At 71.4% G+C, this 16,627-nt stretch carries 14 protein-coding genes; 9 read left to right on the forward strand and 5 right to left on the reverse strand.

The window, feature by feature from the left end; all coding sequences use genetic code 11:
• Window positions 1-209: 209 nt before the first annotated feature.
• The gene (locus tag AB0B96_RS33155; protein WP_362905149.1) at window positions 210-1,619 is read left to right on the forward strand and encodes a tetratricopeptide repeat protein; all 1,410 of its coding nucleotides are present in this window, start codon (window positions 210-212) and stop codon (window positions 1,617-1,619) included.
• A 217-nt stretch (window positions 1,620-1,836) separates the two neighbouring features.
• Here the strand turns inward: AB0B96_RS33155 and ald are convergent, their stop codons facing one another.
• Both ald and AB0B96_RS33165 read right to left on the reverse strand, forming a co-directional pair.
• Entirely contained in the window at window positions 1,837-2,952 is a 1,116-nt protein-coding gene (ald, locus tag AB0B96_RS33160) for an alanine dehydrogenase (RefSeq protein WP_350946576.1), read from the reverse strand.
• Between the two features lie 104 nt (window positions 2,953-3,056).
• The gene (locus AB0B96_RS33165) at window positions 3,057-4,451 is read right to left on the reverse strand and encodes an aspartate aminotransferase family protein (protein WP_350946575.1); all 1,395 of its coding nucleotides are present in this window, start codon (window positions 4,449-4,451) and stop codon (window positions 3,057-3,059) included.
• A gap of 281 nt (window positions 4,452-4,732) precedes the next feature.
• On the opposite strand from AB0B96_RS33165, the gene AB0B96_RS33170 reads away from it, so the two are divergent.
• The 4 genes from AB0B96_RS33170 to AB0B96_RS33185 all read left to right on the forward strand — a co-directional run bounded on the left by AB0B96_RS33170 (window position 4,733) and on the right by AB0B96_RS33185 (window position 9,680).
• Window positions 4,733-6,079, forward strand: coding sequence for a M20/M25/M40 family metallo-hydrolase (locus AB0B96_RS33170; protein WP_362905151.1), 1,347 nt, complete (start codon window positions 4,733-4,735; stop codon window positions 6,077-6,079).
• Window positions 6,080-6,341: 262 nt separating this feature from the next.
• Window positions 6,342-8,192 (forward strand): substrate-binding and VWA domain-containing protein, encoded by a 1,851-nt coding sequence (locus tag AB0B96_RS33175; RefSeq protein ID WP_362905153.1) that lies wholly within the window; start codon window positions 6,342-6,344, stop codon window positions 8,190-8,192.
• The gene (locus AB0B96_RS33180; RefSeq protein ID WP_350946572.1) at window positions 8,192-8,923 is read left to right on the forward strand and encodes a hypothetical protein; all 732 of its coding nucleotides are present in this window, start codon (window positions 8,192-8,194) and stop codon (window positions 8,921-8,923) included. The genes AB0B96_RS33175 and AB0B96_RS33180 overlap by 1 nt, the downstream gene beginning before the upstream one ends.
• A gap of 10 nt (window positions 8,924-8,933) precedes the next feature.
• A complete protein-coding gene (locus AB0B96_RS33185) occupies window positions 8,934-9,680 on the forward strand; it encodes a PspA/IM30 family protein (protein ID WP_350946571.1) in 747 nt (248 codons plus the stop codon).
• 154 nt (window positions 9,681-9,834) lie between these two features.
• On the opposite strand, the gene AB0B96_RS33190 is transcribed toward AB0B96_RS33185, so the two are convergent.
• Complete coding sequence (locus tag AB0B96_RS33190) at window positions 9,835-10,359, reverse strand: cysteine dioxygenase family protein (protein ID WP_362905156.1); 525 nt, start codon at window positions 10,357-10,359, stop codon at window positions 9,835-9,837.
• A gap of 75 nt (window positions 10,360-10,434) precedes the next feature.
• Between AB0B96_RS33190 and AB0B96_RS33195 the strand changes: the two genes are divergently transcribed.
• The 4 genes from AB0B96_RS33195 to AB0B96_RS33210 all read left to right on the forward strand — a co-directional run bounded on the left by AB0B96_RS33195 (window position 10,435) and on the right by AB0B96_RS33210 (window position 14,406).
• On the forward strand, window positions 10,435-11,346 hold the full coding sequence (locus tag AB0B96_RS33195; protein WP_362905158.1) for a LysR family transcriptional regulator: 912 nt from the start codon (window positions 10,435-10,437) through the stop codon (window positions 11,344-11,346).
• An 87-nt stretch (window positions 11,347-11,433) separates the two neighbouring features.
• Entirely contained in the window at window positions 11,434-12,075 is a 642-nt protein-coding gene (gene ccmA, locus AB0B96_RS33200; RefSeq protein WP_362905160.1) for a heme ABC exporter ATP-binding protein CcmA, read from the forward strand.
• Between the two features lie 50 nt (window positions 12,076-12,125).
• Window positions 12,126-13,670, forward strand: coding sequence for a DUF6297 family protein (locus tag AB0B96_RS33205; protein WP_362905162.1), 1,545 nt, complete (start codon window positions 12,126-12,128; stop codon window positions 13,668-13,670).
• Between the two features lie 91 nt (window positions 13,671-13,761).
• Window positions 13,762-14,406, forward strand: coding sequence for a LysE family translocator (locus AB0B96_RS33210; protein ID WP_362905164.1), 645 nt, complete (start codon window positions 13,762-13,764; stop codon window positions 14,404-14,406).
• A 139-nt stretch (window positions 14,407-14,545) separates the two neighbouring features.
• On the opposite strand, the gene AB0B96_RS33215 is transcribed toward AB0B96_RS33210, so the two are convergent.
• Window positions 14,546-15,499 carry an aldose epimerase family protein gene (locus AB0B96_RS33215; RefSeq protein WP_362905167.1) on the reverse strand — a complete coding sequence of 318 codons (954 nt, stop codon included), beginning with the start codon at window positions 15,497-15,499 and terminating at the stop codon, window positions 14,546-14,548.
• Window positions 15,496-16,467 carry a LacI family DNA-binding transcriptional regulator gene (locus tag AB0B96_RS33220; RefSeq protein ID WP_362905169.1) on the reverse strand — a complete coding sequence of 324 codons (972 nt, stop codon included), beginning with the start codon at window positions 16,465-16,467 and terminating at the stop codon, window positions 15,496-15,498. Before AB0B96_RS33220 ends, AB0B96_RS33215 begins: the two co-directional genes overlap by 4 nt.
• Window positions 16,468-16,627 lie beyond the last annotated feature (160 nt).

The following is a 16,627-nucleotide window of genomic DNA, read 5'->3' on the forward strand; positions in this document are numbered from 1 at the left end:
CGGCCGGAAGGCGTTCGTCCACACTCACCGGACGTGGCACCCCGATGACTCGACAGGCGTGCGGGCGGGATTCGTACGCCTCGTCCGAGCACCGGAGCGGACCGGGAGGCGGGGTGTCGAGCGAAAGTCCGCGATTACCCTCCGTCACGGAGCGCTTACGTGTCACCCTGTGATCTGTCGGTTGGGCGCCGTCGGCGAGGAGTGTGATCATGGGGTGGCCTGACGACCCGGAGACGACCGCGGGGCTGATACCCACCCCCCGCGGCAGCGAGCACGAGAACGACATGGACGGCGAGACGGAGTTGCTGCTCGCCGCGCACGGCGGCGACGTGCAGGCGGCCCACCTGCTCGGCCGCCACTTCGCCCAGTGCGGTGACCGTTCGGCGGCGCGGCACTGGTGGGAGCGCGCGGCGGCCGCGGGAAACCTCGACAGCGCCTACAACCTGGGCATCTGGCACGAGAAACACGGCACCCCCGCGGAGGCCGCGAGGTGGTACGAGCTGGCGGCGAACGCCGGAGACGTCGAGGCGGCGGTGAACCTGGCGACCCTCCTGCTGGACCAGCACGGCGACGTCCCCGCCGCCCGGCGGTGGTTCGAGACGGCGGCCGGGGCGGGCTCCCGGGCGGCGGCCAGGCGGCTCGCGCTGCTCTGTGAGGACGGCGGCGAGGTGAAGGCCGCCGTGGAGTGGCATCGCAGGGCCGCGATGGACGGTGACCTCGCCTCGGCCCACGATCTCGGCTTCCTCGCCTACGCCGCCGGAGAGGAGGACGAGGCGCTGCGCTGGTGGGAGTCGGCCGCCAGGAACGGTCATGCCGACGCGGCCTACCATCTCGGGCTGTTCCTGCAGGCCAATCTCGATCCCGAGGGGGCGGAGGCGTTCTTCCGGCTGGCCGCCAGGCACGAGCACCCCGGTGCCGCGTCCCAACTGGGCGGGATCGCGCTCTCCGTCGGTGACCTGCGCACCGCGCGTGCCTGGTTCGAGCGGGCGGCCTGCACCGGCAGGATCGACGACCAGCGAACGGCCGGGTTCGTATGCGTGGAGATGAGCGACGCGCAGGGGGCCGGCCACTGGTTCAGCCGGGCCGCGGCGAGCGGCGACCCGGAGGCCGCCTTCAATTTCGGCCTGCTGCTCATCGCCGAGCACAGCGACCTGCAGGGCGGTCAGCACTGGTTCCGCCAGGCGGCACAGGCCGGGCACCACCGGGCCGCGGTCGAGCTGGCCGCGCTGCTGTCGGCCGCGGGGTTCTCCCGCGAGGCGGAGCGGTGGCTGTCCGACCCGCCTTCTCCCCCGTGGGGCCGGACCGCCGAGCCGGAGCTCGTCGCCCGCGCCGAGCTGGCCGCGGCCGCCGTCGCCCGGCGGGGTGGCGCCACCCTGAGGATCGCCGACCTGACCGAGATCCTCGGCACCTGGGATCTCGTCACCCGGCCGTTGCGCGACCACACCGACGTCACGGCGTGGCTGGCCGAGCGGAGCGGGCTGCCGTTGGGCGCGGTCGAGCACCTGGCCGCCGTACGGGCCGCGCTGTTGCGTCCCGGCGGCGCCCCCTGGCCGACCCCGGCGGAGATCGAGCACATCTTGATCACCGCCCGCGCCCTGCGCTCGGCTCTGTCACCGTGATCGGCACCGATCGTGTCCCGTGCCCCGGCTGCTCACCGTGATCGGCACCGGCCCTGCCCTGCGCTCCGGCTGATCATCGCGACCGGCACCGATCCTGCCCTGCGGTCGGTACCGATCACCGTGACCGGCGTCGGCCGCCTCTCACGAACCGGTCCGGCCGGACCTGTGGATCCCGCACGTCCCGCACCCTGACCGCGCGAGACGTGCGGGATCCGGCTCAGGCGGCGATGACCTCGGAGACCGGCACGTACGGCAGTTCGAGGGCGATGGCGACCTGCTCGTTGGTGAGCCGTCCCGCGTGGGTGTTGAGACCCGGTGCGAGGGAGGCGTCCTGCTGGAGCGCTTCCTTCCAGCCCAGGCCGGCCAGCTTGACCGCGTAGGGCAGCGTGGCGTTGGTCAGCGCGTAGGTGGAGGTGTTGGCGACGGACCCCGGCATGTTGGCCACGCAGTAGAAGATCGAGTTGTGGACCTGGTAGGTCGGCTCGGCGTGCGTGGTCGGGCGGGAGTCCTCGAAGCAGCCGCCCTGGTCGATCGCGATGTCGACGAGCACGGAGCCCGGCTTCATCCGGGAGACCAGCTCGTTGGAGACGAGGGTCGGGGCCTTGGCCCCGGGGATCAGCACCGCGCCGATGACGAGATCGGCCTCCAGGACCTCCTTCTCGATCGCGTACGAGGTCGAGACGAGGGTCTTGAGACGGCCCTGGTAGATGGCGTCGATGAAACGCAGGCGGTCGACGTTGAGGTCGAGGACGGTGACGTCGGCGCCCATGCCGACCGCGATCTGCGCGGCGTTGAGCCCGGAGACGCCCGCGCCGATGACGACGACCTTGGCGGGCGCCACACCGGGCACGCCGCCGGGCAGCACGCCGCGCCCGCCGTTGAAGCGCATGAGGTTGTAGGCGCCGACCTGCGGGGCGAGCCGGCCCGCGACCTCGGACATCGGGGCGAGCAGCGGCAGGGTGTTGCCGACCTGGACGGTCTCGTACGCGATGCCGGTGACCTCGCGCTCAAGGAGGGCCTCGGTGCACTCGCGGCCCGCCGCGAGGTGCAGGTAGGTGAAGAGCACCTGGCCGGGGCGCATGCGGTGGTACTCCTCCGCGATGGGCTCCTTCACCTTGAGGATCATCTCGGCCTGGTCCCACACCTCGTCCGCGGTGTCGAGGATCTTGGCGCCGGCGAAGAGGTACTCCTCGTCGGTGAGGTGCGAGCCGAGGCCCGCGTCGCGCTGGATGTAGACGTCGTGGCCGTGACGGACAAGCTCGTGCACGCCCGCCGGGGTCGCGGCGACGCGGTACTCGTGGTTCTTGACCTCGGCAGGCACGCCGATCTTCATGGGATTTCCTTTCCTTGGTTCAACGGAGTGGCGCCGAGGTCTGTGCGGGTGCGGCGCGGGTCACTCCGGCGGATCCGGCGCCCGGAAGGCGCGGACGTGCGCGCTCAGAGGCGGCTCCACGCCTCCGTCAGCACCGAGCGGAGGATGGACTCGATCTCGTCGAACTCCTTCGGCCCGCAGATGAGCGGCGGGGCGAGCTGGATGACGGGGTCGCCCCGGTCGTCGGCGCGGCAGTACAGGCCCGCCTCGTAGAGGGCGCCGGAGAGGAAGCCCCTGATGAGGCGCTCGGACTCCTCGGTGTTGAAGGTCTCCTTGGTCGCCTTGTCCTTGACGAGCTCGATGCCCCAGAAGTAGCCGGAGCCGCGCACGTCGCCGACGATCGGCAGGTCGCGTAGACGCTCCAGGGTGGAGCGGAAGACCGGCTCGTTGCGGGTGACGTGGCCGAGCAGGTCCTCCCGCTCGAACAGGTCGAGGTTGGCCAGCGCGACGGCCGAGGACACCGGGTGGCCGCCGAAGGTGTAGCCGTGGGCGAACATCTCGGTGCCGTTCTTGAACGGCTCGAAGAGGCGGTCGGAGGCGATCATGGCGCCGATCGGCGAGTAGCCGCTGGTCATGCCCTTGGCGCAGGTGATGATGTCGGGCACGTAGTCGAACTTCTGCCCGCCGAACATGGTGCCGAGGCGGCCGAAGGCGCAGATGACCTCGTCCGAGACGAGCAGGACGTCGTACTCGTCGCAGATCTCGCGCAGGCGCTGGAAGTATCCGGGGGGCGGCGGGAAGCAGCCGCCCGCGTTCTGCACCGGCTCGACGAAGACGGCGGCCACGGTGTCGGGGCCCTCCATCTCGATGGCGCGGGCGACGCGCTCGGCGGCCCAGTAGCCGTACTGCTCGGGCGTCATGCCGGGCATGCCGGTGATCTCGTCGGCGCGGTAGTGGTTGGTGTTGGGCACCCTGACGGAACCCGGGACCAGCGGCTCGAACATCTGCTTGAAGGCCGGGATGCCGGTGATCGACAGGGCGCCCTGCGGGGTGCCGTGGTAGGCGATCTGGCGGCTGATGACCTTGTGCTTGAGCGGCCTGCCGGTGATCTTGAAGTACTGCTTGGCGAGTTTCCACGCGGTCTCGACGGCCTCGCCGCCGCCGGTGGTGAAGAAGACCCGGTTGAGGTCGCCGGGGGTCTCCGCGGCGAGCCGCTGGGCCAGCTCGACGGCCTTGGGGTGCGCGTACGACCACAGCGGGAAGAACGCCAGCTCCTGGGCCTGCTTGGCGGCGGCCTCGGCCAGCTCGCTGCGGCCGTGCCCCGCCTGGACCACGAAGAGCCCCGCGAGTCCGTCGAGGTAGCGCTTGCCGTGCACGTCGTAGATGTAGGAGCCCTCGCCCCGCACGATCATCGGCACTTCGGCACCCTCGTACGAGCTGTGCCGGGTGAAGTGCATCCACAGGTTGTCCTGGGCGGCCTTCATGAGCGAGGTCACGTCGGTGTTTTCAGGGTGCGTCATCGCGATCTTCCCTCGTTGAGCTGGGCTTCCAACAGTCTGCCTGCCAGAACAGCGCTTGCCAAGTGAAAACGTGGCATTAAAGTGCGAGAACCTCGGAATCCGCAAAACCGTCATGTAACAACGACGAAATCCGCGATCAGATGAGATGGCGGGCCGATCATTACCCAAACTCCGGTTCCACTTGGCGGAACCCTGATGTGCTGGAATCGTGCGCGAGAGCGGCCGTACTCACGGCTGTGATCCAATAGGACGCACCAGATATTGAGATGCGGGGGAAAGTCGTGACTCCTGACGAGATCGAGAACGCCGTCGCCACCGGCCTGCCCCAGGCGGTGGCCGACCTCAAGCGGCTCGTCTCCATCCCCTCGGTGGCCTTTCCCGGCCACCCCGAGGAGCCCGTGCACGCGGCCGCCGCCGTGACCGAGGAACTGCTGCGCAGCACCGGCCTGCCGCACGTCCGGCAGATCCCCGTCGAGGGCAGTTACCCCGCCGTCTACGCCGAGGCCCCCGCCCCGCCCGGTGCGCCGACCGTGCTCCTGTACGCGCACTACGACGTGCAGCCCACCGGCGACCTCGCACTCTGGCGCACCCCGCCCTTCGAGCCGACGGAGATCGACGGCGCGATCTACGGCCGTGGCGCGGCCGACGACAAGTCGGGCGTCATCTCCCACGTCGCGGCGCTCCGCGCCTTCCAGGGGCGGTTCCCGGTCGGCGTCAAGGTCATCGTCGAGGGCCAGGAGGAGTACGCGGGCGAGCGCCTGGAGGCCTTCGTCGAGCAGAACCCCGAGCTGTTCCGCGCCGACGCGATCGTGGTCGCCGACACCGGCAACCCCCGCGTCGGCGACCCCGCGGTGACGACCTCGCTGCGCGGCACCGGCGCCTTCACCGTCGAGGTGCGCACCCTCAAGGAGTCGCTGCACAGCGGCTCGTTCGGCGGCGCCGCCCCCGACGCACTCGCCGCGCTGATCCGGATGCTCGCCGCCCTGCACGACGACCACGGCGACATCCGCGTGCCCGGCCTGCCTCGCGGCAGCTTCCTCGGCTCGGGCCCGTCGGAGGAGGAGTTCCGCGTCACCGCGGGCGTGCTCGACGGCGTCTCCACGATCGGTTCCGGCTCGCTCGCCGACCGCCTGTGGGCCTCGTACGCGATCACGGTCACCGGCCTGGACGTGCCGACGGTCTCCGGTGCGATCAACGCGGTGCAGGCCGTCGCGAGGGCCCGGGTGACCGTGCGGGTTCCCCCGGCCGGCGACCCGAAGACGACCGTCGAGGCCGTCGTCGACTTCCTGCGGCAGGTCGCCCCCTGGGGTGTCCAGGTGGAGGTCGGCGACTACACCATGGGCTCCGGCTACCTCGCCGACACCGGTGGCGCGGCCCGCTCCGCGCTGAACCGGGCCATGGAGCGCGCCTTCGGCCGCCCCCCGCGCGACGTCGGCGCCGGTGGCTCGATCCCGCTCGTCTCCACCTTCGTCAGGCAGTTCCCCGCCGCCACGATCCTGCTCTTCGGCGCCGAGGACGACGACGCGGCGATCCACGCCCCCAACGAGCGGGTGAACATCGAGGAGCTGCGCCGCACCGCCACCGCCGAGGCGCTCTTCCTCCAGGAGTACGCCTCCGCGGCGGTCTGACAGGCTGTACGCCTCCGTCGCGATCTGACAGGCTGTACGCCTCCGCGGCGGTCCGGCGGCCGACATCCATCGGGCACTTCCGGTGCTTACCGGGAGTGCCCTTGGCGTACGGGCACCCCTGTTTCTCCGGGGCTCGCGTCTCCGGTCGCGGAGCGTTCCCTCCCCCTGCCCGCTGCCGCGCCCGCGACGAACTCCGGTCGCGGAGAACTCTCGGGGCGGTTCGTTCGTCGGATAAGTACAGACATCCCCCCAGGAGGCAGGGTTGTACCAGCAACCGCAGCGCCGGCGTAGGAACTTCGCGCCGTTCATCGTCGCGATCATTCTCGCCGGAGCTCTGATCGTCGCCCTGCGGATCTTCGTCGGCGGAAACGAACCCGGAAGGTCGGGGGCGTCAGGGTCGTCAGGGACGTCGGAGGCGCCGAAGACCGGCGAGCAGTCCAAGGCGTGCGACGACGGCGTCACCCTCACCGTCGCCGCCTCGTCGGAGAAGGCCGAGCTGCTTCGGACGATCGCCTCCGACTACAACGGCAAGACCGTGCAGGGGCGCTGCGCCGACGTCGTCATCGAGACCAAGGCGAGCGGCGGCGCGATGCAGGCGCTGGCCAGGGGCTGGGACGAACGCCAGGACGGCCCCCGCCCCGACGTGTGGTCGCCCGCCAGCAGCGGCTGGATCACCCTGCTCCAGCAGCGCGCCACCGGAAACGACTCCGCCTCCCTCGTCGCCGCCGACAACCCGTCGATCGCCAAGACGCCGCTGGTCGTCGCGATGCCCATGCCGATGGCCCAGGCGCTGGGCTGGCCGGACAAGAAGCTCGGCTGGTCCGACGTGCTCGCCGTGTCGGCCGGATCGTGGGCGAAGTACGACCACCCCGAGTGGGGGAGTTTCAAGCTCGGCAAGACCAACCCCAACTTCTCCACCAGCGGCCTGAACGCCACGATCGGCGCCTACTTCGCGGCGACCGGCCTGTCGGGCGACCTGTCGGAGAAGAACGTGGCCGACGCCAGGACCAGGGACTTCGTCCGGGACGTGGAACGTTCGATCGTGCACTACGGCGACACGACGCTGACGTTCCTGTCCAACCTGCAGCGGGCCGACGACGCGGGTGCGGGCCTGAGCTACATCTCCGCGGTCGCGGTGGAGGAGAAGTCGGTCTGGGACTACAACCAGGGCAACCCGACCGGTGACCCCGCGACGCTGGGCAAGCACGCCAAGCCCAAGGTGCCGCTCGCGGCGATCTATCCCAAGGAGGGCACGCTCTACTCCGACAACCCGTACGCGGTGCTGAGCGCCCCGTGGGTCGACGACGCCAAGCGGGCGGTGGCGGCCGACTTCCTCGCCCACCTGCAGGCCCCCGAGCAGCAGGACCGGTTCGCCGAGTTCGCCTTCCGCTCCCACGAGGGCAAGCCGGGCAAGCTGATCACCCAGGCGAACGGGCTGCTGCCCGCCGAGCCGAGGACGACCCTCAGCCCACCCGCGCCGAACGTGCTCGACAAGGTGCTCACCGGCTGGGCCGACCTGCGCAAGCCCGCGAACGTCCTCATCGTCATCGACGTCTCCGGCTCGATGGGCGCCACCGTGCCCGGAACCGGCAAGAGCAAGCTCGACCTCGCCAAGCAGGCCGCGATCAACTCGCTGCCCCAGTTCGCCGCGCACGACAAGGTCGGGCTGTGGATGTTCTCCACCAAGCGTGACGGCGACAAGGACCACCTGGAACTGGCCCCGCTCTCCGCCGTCGACAAGGCCCAGCGCGAGAAGCTGCGCGCCAGGCTCGAGGGCCTCACCCCCGACGGCGGCACCGGCCTGTACGACACCGCGCTCGCCGCCCACGAGCGGGTGCGCAAGCTACGCGGCGGTGACGCGATCAACGCGGTGGTCTTCCTGACCGACGGCAAGAACGAGGACCCCGAGAGCCTCTCTTTGGAGAACCTGCTGCCCGACCTGCGTACCGAGGCCGGTCAGGAGACGGTGCGGATGTTCACCATCGCCTACGGCCAGGACGCCGACCTCGACGTGCTGAAGCAGATCTCCGAGGCGACCGCCGCCGCCGCGTACGACTCTCGCGAGCCGGGAAGTATCGACCAGGTGTTCACCGCGGTGGTATCCAACTTCTGATGGCACGCTTCGTCGACGAACTCAAGGACCCGTGGGGGCTGTTGCTGGGCGCGACCGCCGGCGGCGCCGCGTGGGCCGTCAGTGTGCACCCGATCGCCGCGGGGTTCGTCGGTGTCGTCGTCTGGCTGACCAAGGCCGGGATCTCGGCGTTGTCGGAGCGCGGGGACCGCGACCGGCCCGCCGTCACCCCCGGCAGCCAGGAGGAGTACTGGCTCACCCGGGCCGGATCCGCCGCGCACGGGTTCGGCGAGCTGAGCGCCTCGATGGAGCGCGGCCCGCTCGCCGAAAGGGTCGCGCTGATGCGTCCCCAGGTGGACGACTCGACGGCCACGCTGGAGCGACTGGCCGAGCAGGCCTCGCTCACCGGCACCGCGCTGGCCAGGTTCGACCTGGAGATGCTCGGGCACGAGCGGGCCAGGCTGGCGCGGGCCCGGCAGGAGGCGGGGCCCGGCCTGGCCGAGGACCTCGACCGTGCCCTCGCCTCTCTGGACTCCCAGCGGGCCGTCGTCGAGCGGCTCTCCGCGACCCGGCAGCGGGTGCTCGCCCGGATGGAGTCGAGCGCGATCGGCATCGAAGGGCTCCTCGCCCGGCTGGTGGAGCTGTCCGCGGTGTCGGCGAACGGGCCGCTGGAGCCACTGCGGGTGCTGGACGAGCTCGCCGACACCCTCGAAGGAGTCCGCCAGGGCCTCCACGAAACCGAACAGATCACGCGCGACGCGCTGGATCGATAAGGAGTCCCCCATGTTCAAGGTCATCCGTCGGGCCTGGCGCTACCTGGTCTTCGCCCTCTCCGGGCGGCTGGACGAGCTGTCCGACCCCCGGGTCCAGATCGAGCAGGCCATCGCGGAGGCCAAGGAGCAGCACCGGCGGCTGAGCCAGCAGGCCGCGGCGGTGATCGGAAACGAGCGTGAGCTGGAGATGAGGCTCGCCCGTTCGGTGGAGGAGACCGAGCGGCTCCAGGCCAACGCCCGCCAGGCCCTCCTGCTCGCCGAGCAGAGCCGGGCCGCGGGCGACGAGAGCAAGGCACTGTCGTACGAGGACTCGGCCCGCGCCTTCGCCTCGCGCCTGGTGGCGGCCGAGGGCGCGCAGCAGGAGTCGCGGTTGGCGCACGAACGGGCAGCGGGAGCCTCGGCCCAGGCACGTGCCGCGGTCGAGACCAACGCGATGGCCCTGCAGAAGAAGATCGCCGAGCGGATGCGCCTGCTTTCCCAGCTCGACCAGGCCAAGGTGCAGGAGGAGCTCAACAGGGCGATGGCCGATCTGTCTGGCCTCACCCCGGCCGGCGACACCCCCACCATGGACGAGGTCCGCGACAAGATCGAGAAGCGCTACGCCCGTGCCCTGGGTGAGGCCGAGCTGACCTCGGGGTCCGTCGAGGCCCGCATGATCGAGGTCGAGCGCGCCGCCATCGACGCCGAGGGCGCCGCCCGTCTGGACGCCATCAGGAAGAGCCTGCACCCGGACGGGAAGCCCGAAGTCGAGAAATAAGCGACAGCGGTCCCTGCGCCGGATCCGTCACCCCGTTCACCGGCAGGGGAGGCGGGATTCACGCGCGCCCGTCACCCGCTCAGCGAGGAGGGCCACCGGGATTCCCCCGGATCCATCACCCCGTTCCCCGGAAGAAGAGGAACGCGGGATTCGTTCAGCGGACGGGCAGGTCGTAGACGCGGCGGACGCTGGTGGGGGCGTCGCCGAGGTCGGCACCGTAGACGTGAAGCGAGATGGCCGTCTCGTCGCCCGTGTTGTGGACGCGGTGGATGTCACCGGGCGGGGCGAAACCGCTCACCTCGCCGGTCTGGTTGGCGGTCCTGCCGATCTCGGTGAGGTGGTCGCCGTGGTCGCGGTAGAGGGTCTCGTACTCCACGCCCTGCAGCACGCCGAACACGCACCACGCGATGTGGTCGTGGATCACGGTCTTCTGTCCCGGCCGCCAGACCACGGCCACGACCGAGAAGGCGTCCTCGGTGTGCAGGGTGTGGCCGACGTAGTGGTCGGGGTCGCCGAGGCGCTCCTCCTCGGTGAGGATCTCGGGGGACGGCAGCCGTTCACGCAGCAGCGCCGCCACGGCGAAGGCCGTCGCCCGAGGGTCGGCGGACGGGTCGGCGAGTTCCCGGACCCCCGCGACCAACTCGGCCAGGCCCGGGCGGGTGAGCGTCAAGGTTGTCATGCCTCAAGGATGCGCAGGAGGGATACATAACGTCTAATGCCTATCTTTCCCCGTATTCATAGATAAAGTTGATACATGCTCGATATCGTGCGGCTTCGTGTCCTCGCCTCGGTGTCCCGGCACGGCTCGGTGACCGCGGCGGCGAGGGAGTTGCACTACTCCCAGCCGTCGGTGAGCCACCATCTCGCGAAGCTTGAGGCCGAGACCGGAGCCAAGCTGATCCAGCGGGCCGGCCGGGGCATCCGGCTGACCGAGGCGGGCCGCCTGCTCGCCGAACGGGCCATCGAGATCATCGGCCGTCTCGACTCCGCGTCCGCCGAGCTGTCGGCACACGTGGGCCTGCGCGCCGGACGGGTCAGGCTCGCGGCCTTCCCCTCCGCCCTGGGGACCTTCGTGCCCGAGGCCGCCGCCGCCCTCGCCGGGACGCACCCCGGCCTGGAGCTGCGGCTGACCGAGACCGAGCCTCCCGACGCGCTGCGCATGCTCAAGGCCGGATACGTGGACGTGGCGGTCATCTTCCGCTACGACGACACCGCCCCCGAGGCCGACGGGATCCGGCTGCTCCCCCTGCTGGACGATCCCAGCTACCTCATCACCTCCGGTCCGGTCGGCGAGCTGATCTCGTACCGCGACTCCCGGTGGATCGGCGGCTGCGACCGGTGCCGCAGTCACCTGCTGGAGCTGTGCGCCAGGGCGGGCTTCGAGCCGGAGATCGCCTTCACCACCGACGACGTCGTCGCCGTCCAGGCCCTCGTCGCCGCCGGGGTGGGGGTGAGCGCCCTGCCGGGACTCGCCCTGCACGCCCACCGGCATCCGAAGATCACCACGACCGAGCTTCCCGGCTCGACCCGCCACGTCTACGCCGCCACCTACGGCGAGCCCCCCGACCCCCCGGCCACCACCGCCCTGCTCAGCGCCCTCACCTCGGTGACCTCGGTGACCTCGGTGGCGGCGGGGGCTGCGGTGGGTCCCCGTAGCCACCCGTGATCGATCCACTGCCGACTCCGCGCGGGCAGGCCGCCACGGGTCACGACGGCCTGCCCGCGCGGAGTCGGCAGTGGCTAGGCTCGAACGGTGTCCACAGCGATCATCACGGTGAGCGGTCTCAGCGTGGAACTCGGCGGCAACCCCGTGCTCCGCGACATCGGCCTGACGGCGGCCCCCGGCGAGGTCATCGCCGTGATCGGCGCGAACGGCGCGGGAAAATCGACGCTGCTGCGCTGCCTGGCGGGGCTGCACCCCACGCCCTCCGGCGCGTTGCGCGTCCTGGGCGGCCCGCCGAGGGACGACGCCGGCTTCTGGCGTGACGTCGCCCTGGTCGGGGACGAACCGGCCTGGTATCCGGGGCTGACGGCACGCGAGCACCTGGAGCTGACGTACGCCGTCCACGCTCCGGCCCGGCTGGAGGTCGAGGCGGCGCTGGAGTCGTTCGACCTCCGGGAGCGGGCCGACGCGTCGCCGCAGGCCCTCTCCACCGGCCAGCGGCAGCGGCTCTCACTCGCGGCCGCCCTGCTCAGGCCGAGCAGGCTGCTACTCCTGGACGAGCCGGAGCGCGGGCTCGACGAGGCGTTCCGCGAGCGCCTGGCCACGGTCCTCACGGACTACGCGGGCGCCGGCGGCACGGTGGTCATGGCGACCCACGACCACCGGCTCGCCGAGAACACCCGGGCCCGCCAGGTCGTGCTGCAGGCCGGACAGGCGACGAGCCGATCGTGAACGCGGACCACGACATGAACACGGCGCCATACGCGAACGCGGAACGAGGCGTGGACACGGTTGCGAACACGGCGCCGGGTGTGGACGTGGACCAGGGCACGGCCACGGTCCGGAGCGTCCGCGCCTTCGTCGGAGCGCGCCGCGGCGCCCCCGTGAGCTGGCTGGACCGCTACGTGCGGCTGTTCGGCCTCGCGATGCTGCTCGTGGTGCTGGCCCAGCCGTTCTCCTCCGCGCTCGCCTCGCTCTCCCGGCAGATGGACCCGTGGCGAGCCGGAGCCGGCCTCGCCCTGGTCATGCTCGCCTACGCCGGCCTTCTCCTCGCCGCCCGCGCGATCGGTCCCGTCGCGCTGTCGGCCGCCGACGCCGCCTGGCTGCTGTTGTCCCCGCTGCACCGCCGTGGCGTGCTGGGCCGGACGGCGACGATTCTCCTGGTGGGGTCCGTCCTGGCCGGGGTCGCGCTCGGGGTGGGTGCGCTCGCCGTCCTCGGCGCGCCGGACCTGCTCGCGCTGCGGCTGGCCACAGCGGTGATCCTGGGGGTCTCGGCGAGTGTGGGCGGCGTGGCGCTGACCGTACTCGCCCAGTCGTCGCAGAGCTGGCAGCCGTGGCTGAACGCGGTCGTCGTGGTGACCGCCCTGCTGGCCGCGGTGACGGCGCTGTCGGCGGCGAGCGGCCCGACGCGGCGCTTCGTGGCCGAGATCGCAAACGTGCCCGCGTCGCACGGCGCGGTGGTGGCCGCCCTCGCCGCCGTGTCGGCCGCCCTGCTCGGGTGGCGTGCGTGGTCGGCCCTGGCCGGGATTCCGGCGCGGACCGTGCTCTCCGCCTCCACCCGGGCGGGCCACGTGGGCACCGCCGCCGTCGGCATGGACCCGTCGGCCCTGACCTGGATCGCCGAGGACAACCACTGGCGGGGGCGCACCCTGCGCTCGCGCCCCTGGCCGCCGCTGCCCGCACCGTTCGCCCTGGCCTGGCAGGACTGGCGTCGCCTGGGGCGGCGCCCGGGCCGTCTGGCCGCCCTGCTCGGGGGGACGGCGCTCCCCGCGCTGGCGGCGCTCGCGGCCGGTGAGGTCGGCACGGTCGTGACGGGAGTCGTGTTCGCCGGGGCGCTGACCGCCGCGACGGCGGGCATCTCGGGCGCGCGCCGCGACGGCGACAATCCGGCTCTGGCCCGGCTCCTCGGGGTCGGCGCCCGCGCGGCTCTGGCCGCCAGGTCGCTGTTGCCGGCGCTGCTGGGCGGCGGCTGGCTGACCGTCGCCCTCGCCTTCATGTCCCTGACGGGCGCGCTCGGGACGGGCCCGTGGTGGCTTTTCGGACCGCTCGCGGCCCCCGCGCTGGCCGCCGGAGGGTTGCGGATGGCCCGCCGGAACCCGATCGACCACTCCATGCCGGTCATCGAGACGGGAGGAGGGGCGATACCGACAGGCCCGCTCATCTGGGGTTTGACCGGCGTGGATCTCGCGGTGCTCGGGTGCCTGCCGCTGACGCTCGCCCTGGGTCTCCAACCCTCCTCCCTCGTGGGGTTCCTCGCCGTCCAGGCTCTGGCCGGTACGGCCGTCCTGCTGGGCTACCTGCTCCGGGCGGGGTCCGTGCGGAACTGAACAACGGTCTGCTCCGGGCGGGGTCCGCGCGGAACCGACCGACGGTGAAAATGCGAGGCGCCGGGGAAGTCGATGCCTCTACGATCCGGCTATGCCGGATTTGTCCACACTCGCGCTCTTCGCCGCCGCGACCCTCGCCCTGCTGCTCGTACCGGGACCCGCGGTCCTCTACATCGTGACCCGCAGTGTCGCCCAGGGCCGGTCCGCCGGACTGATATCGGTGCTCGGCATCCACCTCGGCTCGCTGGTCCACGTGGCCGCCGCCGCCCTGGGCGTCAGTGCCCTGCTCGCGGCCTCGTCGACCGGATTCATGATCGTCAAGTATCTCGGTGCCGCCTACCTCGTCTGGCTGGGCGTGCGCAAGCTCATGACCCGCTCGAACGGGGAGGACTCCTTCGAACCGAAGACGGCGACGAGGTCCCGGATGTTCTGGGAGGGCTTCGTGGTCAACGTGCTCAATCCGAAGACCGCGATCTTCTTCCTCGCCTTCCTGCCGCAGTTCGTCGACCCGCAGGCCGGACCGATCGCCCCGCAGATCGTGCTGCTCGGCCTGATCTGGACGGTGCTCGGCATCGCGAGCGACGGCGCCTTCGCCCTGCTCTCCTCGGCCCTGGCGGGCCGCCTGCGCCGCTCGGCCCGTGCCCGCCGCCGCCTGGACGTCACCAGCGGCTTCGTCTATCTCGGCCTGGGAGCCGTCGCGGCCTTCAGCGGCGAGAGCGCCGCGGCCAAGGCCTGAGCGGGGCAGACCTCGCCTCGGCCTCCTCCGCCCTCCCTTTCCGGCCCGCCGAGGAGCCCGGCGGGACATGGGTCCCGAACCCTCGGAAGGACTTCCCTGCCCGGACCCCCGGAAATTCTTCCGGAGGTCCCGGTACCCGTCAGGTGAAGCGGTAGGTGGTGGTGGACTCGAACCGCTCGCCGGGACGCAGGACCACCGAGGGGAAGCCGGGCTGGTTGGGCGAGTCGGGGAAGTGCTGGGTCTCCAGGCACAGGCCCGCGTGCTTCGCGTACGCGGTGGCGACGCCGTCCAGGAAGTTGCCCGTGTAGAACTGCACGCCCGGCTCGGTGGTGGTGACCTCCATCGTGAGCCCGCCCGCGGGTTCGCGGACCTCCATGCCACCGCGCAGGACGTAGCAGTGGTCGTAGCCGTCCCCGAGCAGCGGGTCGGCGATCCGCTCGCCGATCTCGCGCGGCGAGGTGAAGTCGAACGGGGTCCCGGCGACCGGGGCGATCTCCCCGGTCGGGATCTGCGTGGCGTCGACCGGCAGGTAGTGGTCGGCGTCGATACGGACCACGTGCTTGAGGATGTCGCCGCCCCCGGCGAGGTTGAAGTAGGAGTGGTTGGTGAGGTTCAGCACGGTCGGCGCGTCGGTGGCCGCGCGATAGTCCATCCGGATCGCGTCGGCGGTCAGCGTGTAGGTGACCGCGACGGTGAGCGTGCCGGGGTAGCCCTCCTCGCCGTCCGGGCTCACGTACTCCAGGGTCACGGCGGTGTCCGAGGCGTGGGTGATCCGCCAGACCCGGGTGTCGAAGCCGTGCGGCCCGCCGTGCAGGCTGTTGGGGCCGTTGTTGATCGGCAGCTCGTGGTCGCGGCCGTCGAGGGTGAAGCGTCCGCCCGCGATGCGGTTGCCGTACCGGCCGACCACCGCGCCGAAGTAGCGGCTGCGCGTCAGGTAGTCGTCGAGGTCGTCGTAGCCGAGGACCACGTTGACGCCGGAGACCTCCAGCGACTGCAGGATCGCCCCGTAGCTGAGGATCGCGGCGCGCATCGGCCCGTTCGACAGCACGTGCCGCTCGACTCGCTCGCCCGACGGGGTGGTTCCGAAGCTCATTTGCGTGCCTCTCCGGTGGATTCACGGACGACCAGGCTGGTGTCCAGGGTGGCCAGGGTGGGGGTGGCGCCGGCGTCGAACGACTGCAGCAGCAGGTCCACGGCCATCCGCCCGGCGGCGGCCGTGGGCATGGCCACGGTGGTCAGTTTGGGGCGGTTCAGCCGCCCGGGAACGATGTCGTCGACGCCGACCACGCTGACCTCGTCCGGGACGCGTACGCCGCGTTCGTACAGGCCCTCGATGAGGCCGATCGCCACCAGGTCGTTGTAGGCGAGCACGCCCGTCACCCCGGCGGCGATCACCTCGGCGGCGACGGCGAGGCCGCCCTGCTCGGTGGGCGCGTTCGGGCCGAGGATCACCAGCTCGACGCCGTCCGTCGCGGTCGCGGCGGCGCGCATCTCACCGCTGGTCCACGAGCTGGCCGGCCCCAGGAGCAGGGCGATCCTGCGGTGGCCGAGCCGCATCAGGTGCTCGATCGCGAGGCGGGCGCCCTGGCCGACGTCCATCAGGATCGTCGGCATGCCTCTCACCCTGCGGTTCACGACCACGAACGGCACGTCGGCGCGGAGGCGCTCTATGACCCGGTTGGACAACCTGGGACTGCAGAGCAGGACCCCGTCGACCTGCTTGGCGAGCGTCTGGATCAGCTCCTCCTCGACCAGCGGGTCCTCGTCGGTGTCGGCCACGAACACGTGGTAGTCGCGGGCTCTGGCCTGTGCCTGGGCGGACTTGATCAGAGGCGGGAAGAACGGGTTGGAGATGTCGGCGACGATGAGGCCGATGTTGTGGGTCCTGCCGGTGGTGAGCGCCCGGGCGGCACGGTTGGGCCGGTAGCCGAGCTCCTCGGCGACGGCGAGCACGCGGTTGCGGGTCTCGGCGTTCACCAGGTGTGGCGCGGAGAAGGTGCGGGACACCGTCGAGACGTGCACTCCCGACGCCCGTGCCACATCCCTGATCGTCGCTGCCACCGTGCTCCTTCGCCCTGGCCCACCATGGGGCCTTGAAGCACATTAGTGCAAGCGGTTGCGCGACTGTCAACGCCGGGATCGAGCGGTCTGCCAAACGATATGTGAGGGCTCGCGTCGCCCTGGCGATAGGAAATCTCGAAAAACCCGCAGATGGGAAGCG

The organism is Streptosporangium sp. NPDC049046 (assembly GCF_040649155.1).
GTDB lineage: Bacteria > Actinomycetota > Actinomycetes > Streptosporangiales > Streptosporangiaceae > Streptosporangium.

Excerpts from the sequence above, each read along its gene's own strand:
- AB0B96_RS33155 (WP_362905149.1), top strand. The coding sequence starts at position 210 with ATGGGGTGGCCTGACGACCCGGAGACGACCGCGGGGCTGATACCCACC.
- ald (WP_350946576.1), bottom strand. The coding sequence starts at position 2,952 with ATGAAGATCGGCGTGCCTGCCGAGGTCAAGAACCACGAGTACCGCGTC.
- AB0B96_RS33165 (WP_350946575.1), bottom strand. The coding sequence starts at position 4,451 with ATGACGCACCCTGAAAACACCGACGTGACCTCGCTCATGAAGGCCGCC.
- AB0B96_RS33180 (WP_350946572.1), top strand. The coding sequence starts at position 8,192 with ATGGCACGCTTCGTCGACGAACTCAAGGACCCGTGGGGGCTGTTGCTG.
- AB0B96_RS33185 (WP_350946571.1), top strand. The coding sequence starts at position 8,934 with ATGTTCAAGGTCATCCGTCGGGCCTGGCGCTACCTGGTCTTCGCCCTC.
- AB0B96_RS33190 (WP_362905156.1), bottom strand. The coding sequence starts at position 10,359 with ATGACAACCTTGACGCTCACCCGCCCGGGCCTGGCCGAGTTGGTCGCG.
- AB0B96_RS33195 (WP_362905158.1), top strand. The coding sequence starts at position 10,435 with ATGCTCGATATCGTGCGGCTTCGTGTCCTCGCCTCGGTGTCCCGGCAC.
- AB0B96_RS33210 (WP_362905164.1), top strand. The coding sequence starts at position 13,762 with ATGCCGGATTTGTCCACACTCGCGCTCTTCGCCGCCGCGACCCTCGCC.
- AB0B96_RS33215 (WP_362905167.1), bottom strand. The coding sequence starts at position 15,499 with ATGAGCTTCGGAACCACCCCGTCGGGCGAGCGAGTCGAGCGGCACGTG.